Consider the following 9593-nt stretch of genomic DNA (forward strand, 5'->3'; position numbering starts at 1 on the left):
AAATATGACAACGGAGGAGTTTGAAAGGATTGTTGAAGAAACTATCTTAAACCTGCCTAAAAGATTTAAAAAAAGAATTGAGAACTTGGCAGTAGTAATAGAAGATGAACCATCCTATGAGATTCTGTCACATCTAAATTTAAAATCTAAAAAAAGTCTTTTAGGTTTGTACCAAGGTATACCTATTACAAAAAGAGATTCTAATTATTGCAATGTACTTCCAGATAAAATAACTATCTTTAAAAAACCTATTGAAGCCTTAAATCAGGAAAAAGAAAAGCTTAAGGATATAATAAGTAAGGTTGTAATTCACGAAATAGGCCATTACTTTGGAATGAGCGAGAATGATCTTGAGCAAATATAAAAAGAGTAATTCTATTCCAAAATTGATATATTTTATCGGAAGAGGTCTTCAGGTTATTGGAATAATATTTACAAGCATATCCTTGCTTTTATTCGGGAAAATTGGAGTAGGTGGAGCTATGGCTCCTCCAATGATAGCTGCAGTTATTGGAGGTTTCTGGTTTTTTATAGGCTGGCTCTGTGTAAGAACAGGAATCAAAACCTGATATTTATCTTGTTTTTAGTTTCTTTAGCTCCTCAATTAATTCATCAACTATCATTTTATAAGTTTCTTTAGTTGGTTCTAGATTTTTATAATGGCTAAAGTTCATTGGTTTCCCTATATTAACGATTATCAATTTAAAAAAAGATGGAAATCGTTTATGAACAGGCAAAAATTTTTCCATACCATTAGCGCAGAGAGGAATAACTGGTGCGTTGGTTTCATAAATTATTTTTCCTACACCTTTTGATCCCTGACCAATCTCTCCATCTCTACTCCTTGTCCCCTCAGGATGTATTATAACAATATTATCCTGAGATAATTCGACTATTTTTTTCATAACAGCTACATTATATCTTCCCCTAAGTACAGGAAAAGCACCCCATCCTTTGTACATAATTGACAGCAAAGGATTCTTAAAAAGCTCTATCTTTGCCGGAAAAAATGCCATCCTTGGGAAAAATATAGGTCCAATTAAAAATGAATCCAAAGCAGAAACATGGTTTGCCATAATCAGCATTCCGCCTTTTTTAGGAATATTTTCTTTCCCTCTAATTTGAGTTCTATTAAAAACCCTGAAAATTATAAAACAAAGAAGCACACAAGGAACAAACCAAAATAAGTAAACTAAAAGGCTAAAAAAAATTTTTACCATATTGGCTAAAGAAATAATTCCAAACTTATCAGTTTCCAATTGACAAAGAAAAGAAAAAATCCAATATTGTTAAAACTATATCTTTTCAAAATTCATATACTGAATTGCTATTAAGATAAAACATTAATAACCGACTGAATGATTAGTTAAATATTTAACCAATCAACAAAAAGATATATCCCATAAAATAAAATTTCAATAACAAAAGTTTTTATTATTATGAAAATAAAACAATTATTCAAAAAAAAAGCATTTTTAATTTTTCTGACTCTTCTGTTTCTTGTCTTTTCTTTTGATATTAAATTATTACGCAGTGATGAAATTTATCCTGATTACTTAGGAGAATTCTATTTCAATTATGCTGAAAAGGTTTTTAATGACGGAAGGTACTCAGAAGCAAGATCCTGTTATCTTACAGTTATGTTAAACTATAAAGATAAGCCCTTTGCTAAGATAGCAAAAGAAAAGTCAGAAAAATGCTGGAACATAATAAAAGAAAGCAGAGAGCTTGATATCATTGAAGAAAATAAAAAAGAAGGAGTAATTGAGATAACTTATGAAATAGTCAACAAATCAAAAAAGAAGCTTTTAATAAGCTATTATATTGAAAGAGGAGTTTCAGTAAACAATTTCCTTAGCAGTAAAACCGAACAAGCAGAATATGATGTCTATCTGAAACCCGGACAAAAGATTAGGGAAAACTATTTAATTTTGAGAAGATTTTTCTGGGATGAAAGATATAAAATTGACATAAAAGAAACCTTGTTCCTCGACAATAATGAGGATACTGATGTAAATGCAAAACCAATAAAGTGGGGAAGTATATATCAGGGAGAATTAAAGCTACTCGAAGCTTTAAGGGAAAGGGAATTAAAAAAGTCATTAGCGGAATGGAAAGAAAAGAACAAGAGCAATCAAATAGCGATTAATGTTATAAAAGGTATTCTCCTTATAGCAGGAACTGTAGGCTTAATTTTCCTGATCTTGAAAATTCTAAAGAACAAAAGACTTGATGACAATATAAGAACCACAGAAATTGTTCCTGGAAAAGATATCTACGGCGGTGAAATGGAGTTTAGAAGCCTGAAAGAAAGGGAAATTGAAAATGCGTTAAAAAAAGGAGAAGCATCTGCTATAGTAAAATATTTTCAGTCCGAATTCCCGCTTACTGAAATTATTTACTGGGAAAATAGAAATATTTTAACATTAAAAATGGAAATTGAGCCTACTCATTACATCTCAAAAGAAAAGATTTCTGTAAGAGAAATTGGCTTGGATTACAGAAATCAAACCTTATCTGAAGCTATGACAATTGTTTATAAAATTTTTGATGCAAAAATAATAGAAAATTTCATTGATATTGTAAGAGTTGAGTTCATAAGTAATTTCATTGATAAATATGGCCATCCTTTAAAGGGATGTATTTTAAGCCTCGAAGCGCCAAGAAAAGAGGTTCAGAAAATAGTCAGGAAGAACTTTGATGTGAATAATGCTTTTGAAATATTCAGTGTCTATTATCAAACAGATGACAACTACAAGCCAAGGAAGGTAATTTCTCACAAAGAAATAGATGAACAAAAATACGGTATTGGTGAAAACAAGATAGAACAATTTGAAGAAAGTTTGGGGTTAAATATTGAAAATTTATTTGAACAAGAATATGAAAATCTTATAAAAGTTTTTCTGGAAAATTTAGGTTTAGCAATCTGGGACTGCAAGAAAATTGAGCAGAGAGGAATTTACATAACTGCTTACTATTATCAGCCAATTTTAAAGGGGAAATATATCATATTTGCAAGGAATCATACTTATTCAAGTTTTGTAGAGGTCAGAGAAGTCAGAGAACTCTTTGGAATACTCATTCATGAGTCAGCTCAAAAGGGGATATTAATTGCCTTATCAGATTTTACTAATGAATCAATAGAATTCAGTAAGGAAAAACCATTAGAGCTTATCAACCGCAAAAATTTGGAGCTGCTGCTGCAAAAACATATAGACCAAAGTTACCTTAAGAAAATGAACCTTATGGTTGTTAAGTAGTTTTTCATTTCATTCTATCTATTGGATTAAAACAAGACTTAAAAATAAAAAATGTCTAAAAATTGAACAGTTTTATTTATTGATTAACCTATTGATTTATAGGTTTATTTTTTAACAATAAGCATTTGTTTAAAAAAAACTGTTGGTTTTTTGGACATTTTTTTAGGGAAAGAGAAAGATTTATCAACTGGAGCCCGAGGAGAGAAAAATCTTTTTGATATATTTTTGTCAATAAAATCTGTTAGTTAATTTATTTATTGCAATCTAAAAGAAAAGTTGGTATAGTTTTTGCTTATAATAAAGCCTATTTGAGGAGATTTGAAAAATCGTTATTTTTCTTTTCCTCGGTTGACATTATATAGAGAAATCGGTATAGTTTTTTTAAAGATTAAACCTCTTTTTCTTATAGGAGATTTAGTATGAGATACAAATTAATCACAATTATTAGCTTATCATTATTTTTCTTTTCATCATTCAGTATTATAGAGAGCGCTGGGACACTTAAAATTAGTGGAAGGGTTTTTGATGATAAGCACTGTAAGGGCCATAAAAATTTAGGAAAGGGGCATGGAATAGGTGGGGTTACTATAACATTAACCCCGGGTCCTATCGTTACCTTGACTAACTCTACTGGTGACTACTCATTTACAGGCCTTTCTGCAGGGACATATGTGGTTACTGAAACTGATCCAGCAGGTTATTGCAGCGCAACTCCAAATTCGATAACTGTTAACTTAGTAAAAAAAGATGCTAAGCATCAAAATTTTGGAGATAGTAAGATATCTGTAAGTCCCCCTGGAAAATCCTGTTGCGATGATGACGATGATGACGATGATGACGATGATGATGACGACGACGATGATGATGACGACGACGACGATGATTAGTAAGAAATTATTTAGCTTCCCTTTACATATTTCATTCTAAGCTCATAGAGAAGGTTTTCTAATAGCTGTTCCTCATGTATTGTTAGGTTATTCTTAGTCTTTTCGTGAAGCATTCCAATTATATCAATGGTCTGTTTTGCTAAGTCTAAGTTTTTCTCTTTTTCTTGAGTAATAGGGTCCGGAACTTCTCCAAGATGCATCATAGTCTGTGTGCCTAAAGACAGGATAAAAGAAGAAAAATCTATTTCAGATGGAGAAAATTCTTTATCTATATTTTCTTCTGTAACATCGCTCTTAAGAAAAGGGTCTGACTTTTTTCTTCCAAATAGTTTTTCTCTAAAGGTTTTCTTTTTATCTTCTCTGTGTTCAGTTTCTGATACTTTGTTTTTATTAATATCAGTCCTTCCATTTTGCTCCACTTCTTGAGAAATTCTGGAAGAAAATCTTTTATCAGTTACTTTAAATCCCGGTTCTTTTTCATTTTCTTCTGACATAAGCTTTTTCTTGGAGCTATTTATTTAGCCATTTAACTTAAAATTATCTAATTTCTTATTTTGAATTTTTCCAAATTTAAATTCAGGTAATCTCTAACAAATGTGTAATCAATCATTCCAATTTGATTTTCTAAATCATTAACTGCATAACATAAATATCTATTTTTATCTAAAATTCCTATTTTAATTTTTATTAGGTGTTTTTTATCCCTCCCATTTAAGATAACTTCTATTTCTGGAGGTTCAAGCCCTATAGAAGAAAGAGACTTTGGAGGGTTGTCAATAAACTCAAGAAACGTTGTGTTAAGAATTGCAATTATAAGGGTTTCAATCTCTACTGCATTTCCTTTAGCTTTTAAAGGACTTGAAACAATCCACTTATCCTTTACATCTTTCTCAATCTCTATGGTTTTATCTTTTGAACTGAGCACAATAGATTTAATCTCATCTCTAATCAACGGAGCTATTTTTTTATTCCTTAAATCAAAGCTACCTTTTGGCATCTTATTAAGAAGTTCGCCGCTAATTGCATAAACCTCATTACCTGTTTCCAGTTGAACAAAAACCCCCTCTTCGTTTTTTCCAAAAATCAGAGTCTCAGATTTTTCATTATTATAACCCAATAAAACCTTGAGAATGGGTTTGTCAAAGCCATAATATTTATTGTTTAATTTTTTTCCCTCTTCAAATTTCTGAACACGAAGGGCAAGAAGCAAGTCAAAGATTTCATTTACTTCTTCAATCCCTGCTTTAGCTTTAATTGGCTTATCCATTTGCCAGTTTTGGCTATCACCCCTAAAAACGGCAAACGATTTATCAGGATATATCAATTCAAGCTTACTTATCTCCCGGCGGTCAAATTTTATAACAGTTTTATCACGAAGCTCAAAAACATCTCTTGAAATAATGCGCACAAGCCCGCTTTCAACCAAAAGGACTCTGTTTTCATTTCCCTTTTTTATATATACAAAATTTGCTGTAGGAGTTTCTACACCTAAGATGAAAGAAAAATTTTTCTCTCCTTCTGATACAGTAACTTCAGTTTTTCGAGGGGAAAGTCCGTAAATAGAAAATTCCTTTGGAGAAACATTAAAAGATTTTGTAAAATAGATTTCATCAAGTTTGTAAATAATCCCTGACACAACCTCAAAATCAGCTTTTGCGTTAACAGGCTCAACCAGATTCCATAATTCATCTTTTCCTTTTGAAAGAGAGATTGCGCCTTTATCTGACTTTATTGTTATTCTATCGATTTTCCCCTGATTAAAGGAGAAAACCTTTCTAGCCCTTAAATCTTCCTCTTTCTTCTTTTCTTCTGCTCTCTCAGATAAATACAGAAAAAGAATTAAAATTCCAAGAAAAACAACTGGAAAAAAAGTCCACTTGTGCTTCATAATTTTCTTCTTCTAATCCATATGACCCCTCCTAAAATCAAAACCAAAGAGGGTAAAATAATAACTGAAAAATAGAAAATAAAATATCCTGTCTGCTTAGTTAGCTGCACACTACTAAAATCTTTTGTTTTTGGCCGAATGGAAATCAAATCTTTTTCTTCAGCAAGCCAGTTTATTGAATTAAGAAACAAATCTCCGTTTCCTGAAAGATTAAAATAAGCATTTGATATAAAATCTGAATCTCCAAATATTACAATTCTTGTATCTTTTTCACCATTCCCTGTAAACGATTTTGTAACCACGCATCCTATGACAAGCGGACCCTGCAAATCTTCCTTGGGATTAAATTCTATCTTTTCACTGGAATTCTTTTTTGCCCAACTGTTACCGCTTGTCATCGCTAATGGAGTAAATGTCAAATTTTCTTGTCCTTTCTCAATTCCTGAAGAAATAGTCCTTGCCAGAGGATAGAATGTTGGATAGTGAAAATTTTTAGTTATTTCATGATTACCATAAGTATTTGCAACAGGGACAAAAATATCTCCTCCAAAAACCTGCGATGTCTTGTCAACGATAAAATCTCTCTCCATTTTCACTCCAAACTCTTTTAAAAATTCAACTAAATCTTCGCTTGAATCAGGGTCAAGCAGTAAAAATGCTCTCCCTCCTTTTAGAAAGTAATTATTTAAGGATTCTTTCTCTTTTGGAAAAAATTCTTTTTTGGGGCCACTTACAACAATAACAGAACAGTCATCAGGCACTGATGGTAGAGCAAGCAATGAGATTTTCCTTGCCTCATAATTTTGTTTTACCAGAAAATCCTTTAAAATGCTGTAGCTATCTTTTCTCCCTGCTGAGGCATCAATATCTTTCTCTCCATGGCCTTCAACAAAACAGATTATCTTTTTTGTTTTTCTTTTAATCCTTATAATTGCATTTGTAATATCCTGCTCCGAGGTTCCTTTTATCCTGTTAACCTGACCATTACTTTCAATAAGTACAGTATTATATTCAGATATATTATATCTTTTTGCAACTTTGGGATTCTTATCAGGATCAATAAATTCGTATTTAATTTTCCCTGATGAATAAGAATATTCCCTTAACATATCTTTTAATGAGTCTTTTCCTTCAGCTTCCTCCTGGAAAAAACATATTATATTTATATCATTGCTCAAATTACTTAGAACCTTTTTGGTCTGCTCTGAGAGAGAGTATTTTTCTGATTTTGTAAAATCCCAACGGAAATGATACTGGGAGCTAAAAAAATTTAAAATAATTATAATAGATAATATGGTTATGCTCAATACAAGAGCATTTGCTCCATATTTCAAGTTTTTTATAAAATCACTCATAAAATTAACTAATTTATTTCCATCTTTGAGATTCTATAACCTGAAATGTTAAAAACAAGCCACAGAAAGTAGAGCTAAGATAAAAAATAATATCTTTTGTGTCAAATACACCTTTAATAAAATCATTGACATGCTCAAAAAGAGAAAAATAAGATATTATTTCTCCCCACCTTCCTCCAACATTATTTCCCAGCCAGCTAATAAGCCAGAGGGTCAGAAGAGTTCCAAAGCTTACAATAGCTGCGATTATCTGATTTTCTGTTAATGCTGATGCAAAAAGCCCTATTGAAATAAAAGTAGCACCCATCAATAACAGCCCTATATAAGAAATATACACAGGCCCAAGATCTGGAGTACCGTATATATAAAGAATCAGAGGATACTGTACAGTGAACAAGAGCATAATAACCAAAAGAGATAGACAGGCAAAAAATTTACCCATAATTATCTGTAATATTGTTACAGGAGATGTCATTATAAGTTCGAAAGTTCCTGTTTTCTTCTCTTCTGCAAAAAGTTTCATGGTCAAAGATGGTATCATCAAGAGAAGAGTTACTCCCAAATTATTGAATAGGGGATTAAGAATCCAGTCATTCAGATTTATTGTTAATTCAATTCCTGGCATCTGCATTTTAAATTGAAGAAGCTGCATTAGTCTATAATTAAAGGCAGATAACAAATTAAAAAACATGAATCCGCTTATAACCAAGAAAATAGCTATTACTACATAGGCTATTGGAGAAGTAAAATAACTTTTCAAATCCCTTTGAAGTATTGCCAAAAACTTCCTCAACTCAATTAACTCCTTTTTCCTCAGTAGTGAGTTTTAAGAATATGTCCTCCAAACTCATAACAACAGGCCTCATTTCAAGAAGACCATAATTATTTTTAACGCAGATGCTTGCTATCTCTTCCCTTGTATCAACACCTACTTCACTTTCAACAATCAAAGAGTTCTCAGACAAATTTTCTCTGTTTATATGAGTTAATCCTTTAATCATCTCAAGTTTTTTGAAAATATCCTCATCAATTTTTGAAAGCTTGATAAAGGTTTTTTCCGATTTTCTTAAATTTCCTGAAAGGCTCTCATAAGAATCTATTGCTACTATTTTCCCTTCGTTTATTATTATTACTCTCTGGCATGTCATAGTAACTTCTGGAAGGATATGTGTGCTTAAAATAACTGTATGCTCTCCTCCGAGCTCCTTTATCAAGTGTCTTATTTCAGCTATCTGCTTTGGGTCAAGTCCAATAGTAGGTTCATCTAAAATCAGAACCTCTGGGTCATGGATAATGGCCTGAGCAATTCCTACTCTTTGCTTATAACCTTTTGACAGATTTCCTATAAGGCGGTTTTTCACATCAGAAATACCACACTTTTCTAAGGCATAATCAATCCTATACTTAATTCTTTTCCCTTCGACACCACGCAGTTTTGCTACAAATTCTAAAAAAGAAGTAACCGTCATCTCCTTATATAACGGGGGGGTTTCAGGTAAATATCCGATGCGTTTTTTAACTTCAAAGGAGTCTTTAAATACATCAAATCCAGCGACTCTTGCTGTTCCTTTAGTTGCAGGAATAAAACATGCAATAATTCTCATTGTTGTGGTTTTGCCTGCTCCGTTAGGACCCAAGAATCCTACTATTTCACCTTTGCTCACATTAAAAGTAATGCCTTCTACGGCTCTAATACCTTTATAATATTTTGTTAGATTTTCTACTTCTATCATTGTTCTGTCTCTCAGAAACTTATTTTTTCACAAAATCCATCTAAGCATAATCATGCATAAATTTAATAATGCTACTTTTATCAGTTGCAATGAAAAATTCTATGGGAAAATAAAAATCCAAAATCATTTGTATAAATGGCAATGGATTTAAAAACTCTGATAATTTTTTTGATTTATCACTGATACCAGCTGATTTCTGCCTCTCTTCCAATAATAGGAGGAAGTTCATATTTTTTCTTGAATTCCTCACCCTTTTCCTCACGGGTTCTGACCCTGTGTGTAATTTTTTCAACCAGAATGCTTGGCTCCACTCCCAAACTCCTTAGTATCTTTGCAGACATTGCATGAGTATCTTGAAAAATAGCCATTAATAAATCAGTAGTTTCAATTACCTTTCTTCCGCTTCTATGAACATCATCCAGTGCCTGTTTAAAAATGTTTTTTGTGTTAGGGAGAATTTTCATTTCTTC

At 31.8% G+C, this 9593-nt stretch carries 10 protein-coding genes and 1 pseudogene (1 of these 11 running past the window's edge); 4 read left to right on the forward strand and 7 right to left on the reverse strand.

From position 1 onward, the window contains the following. The first annotated feature begins 4 nt into the window (after positions 1 to 4). Positions 5 to 364 (forward strand): hypothetical protein, encoded by a 360-nt coding sequence (locus A3H37_03870; GenBank protein ID OGL49082.1) that lies wholly within the window; start codon positions 5 to 7, stop codon positions 362 to 364. Next, positions 345 to 569, forward strand: a complete 225-nt coding sequence (locus A3H37_03875; protein OGL49083.1) for a hypothetical protein — start codon at positions 345 to 347, stop codon at positions 567 to 569. The genes A3H37_03870 and A3H37_03875 overlap by 20 nt, the downstream gene beginning before the upstream one ends. 3 nt (positions 570 to 572) lie before the next feature. On the opposite strand, the gene A3H37_03880 is transcribed toward A3H37_03875, so the two are convergent. After that, positions 573 to 1220 carry a hypothetical protein gene (locus A3H37_03880; protein ID OGL49084.1) on the reverse strand — a complete coding sequence of 216 codons (648 nt, stop codon included), beginning with the start codon at positions 1218 to 1220 and terminating at the stop codon, positions 573 to 575. A 219-nt stretch (positions 1221 to 1439) separates the two neighbouring features. Here A3H37_03880 and A3H37_03885 point away from each other — a divergent pair, with 219 nt between their 5' ends. Both A3H37_03885 and A3H37_03890 read left to right on the forward strand, forming a co-directional pair. Further along, on the forward strand, positions 1440 to 3260 hold the full coding sequence (locus tag A3H37_03885; protein ID OGL49085.1) for a hypothetical protein: 1821 nt from the start codon (positions 1440 to 1442) through the stop codon (positions 3258 to 3260). Positions 3261 to 3679: 419 nt separating this feature from the next. After that, entirely contained in the window at positions 3680 to 4147 is a 468-nt protein-coding gene (locus tag A3H37_03890) for a hypothetical protein (protein OGL49086.1), read from the forward strand. An 11-nt stretch (positions 4148 to 4158) separates the two neighbouring features. On the opposite strand, the gene A3H37_03895 is transcribed toward A3H37_03890, so the two are convergent. The 6 genes and pseudogenes from A3H37_03895 to A3H37_03920 form a co-directional block, all read right to left on the reverse strand. After that, positions 4159 to 4419, reverse strand: coding sequence for a hypothetical protein (locus A3H37_03895; GenBank protein ID OGL49160.1), 261 nt, complete (start codon positions 4417 to 4419; stop codon positions 4159 to 4161). A 269-nt stretch (positions 4420 to 4688) separates the two neighbouring features. Next, positions 4689 to 6035: a hypothetical protein gene (locus tag A3H37_03900; protein OGL49087.1), complete on the reverse strand. Its 1347-nt coding sequence runs from the start codon at positions 6033 to 6035 to the stop codon at positions 4689 to 4691. Beyond that, entirely contained in the window at positions 6032 to 7390 is a 1359-nt protein-coding gene (locus tag A3H37_03905) for a hypothetical protein (GenBank protein ID OGL49088.1), read from the reverse strand. Before A3H37_03905 ends, A3H37_03900 begins: the two co-directional genes overlap by 4 nt. A gap of 13 nt (positions 7391 to 7403) precedes the next feature. Next, positions 7404 to 8183 (reverse strand): hypothetical protein, encoded by a 780-nt coding sequence (locus A3H37_03910; protein ID OGL49089.1) that lies wholly within the window; start codon positions 8181 to 8183, stop codon positions 7404 to 7406. A 1-nt stretch (position 8184) separates the two neighbouring features. Continuing rightward, positions 8185 to 9123 carry an MFS transporter gene (locus A3H37_03915; GenBank protein OGL49090.1) on the reverse strand — a complete coding sequence of 313 codons (939 nt, stop codon included), beginning with the start codon at positions 9121 to 9123 and terminating at the stop codon, positions 8185 to 8187. A gap of 176 nt (positions 9124 to 9299) precedes the next feature. After that, positions 9300 to 9593: pseudogene (locus A3H37_03920) on the reverse strand (hypothetical protein) (it continues 243 nt past the right edge of the window).

It is taken from the genome of Candidatus Schekmanbacteria bacterium RIFCSPLOWO2_02_FULL_38_14, assembly GCA_001790855.1.
GTDB lineage: Bacteria > Schekmanbacteria > GWA2-38-11 > GWA2-38-11 > GWA2-38-11 > 2-02-FULL-38-14-A.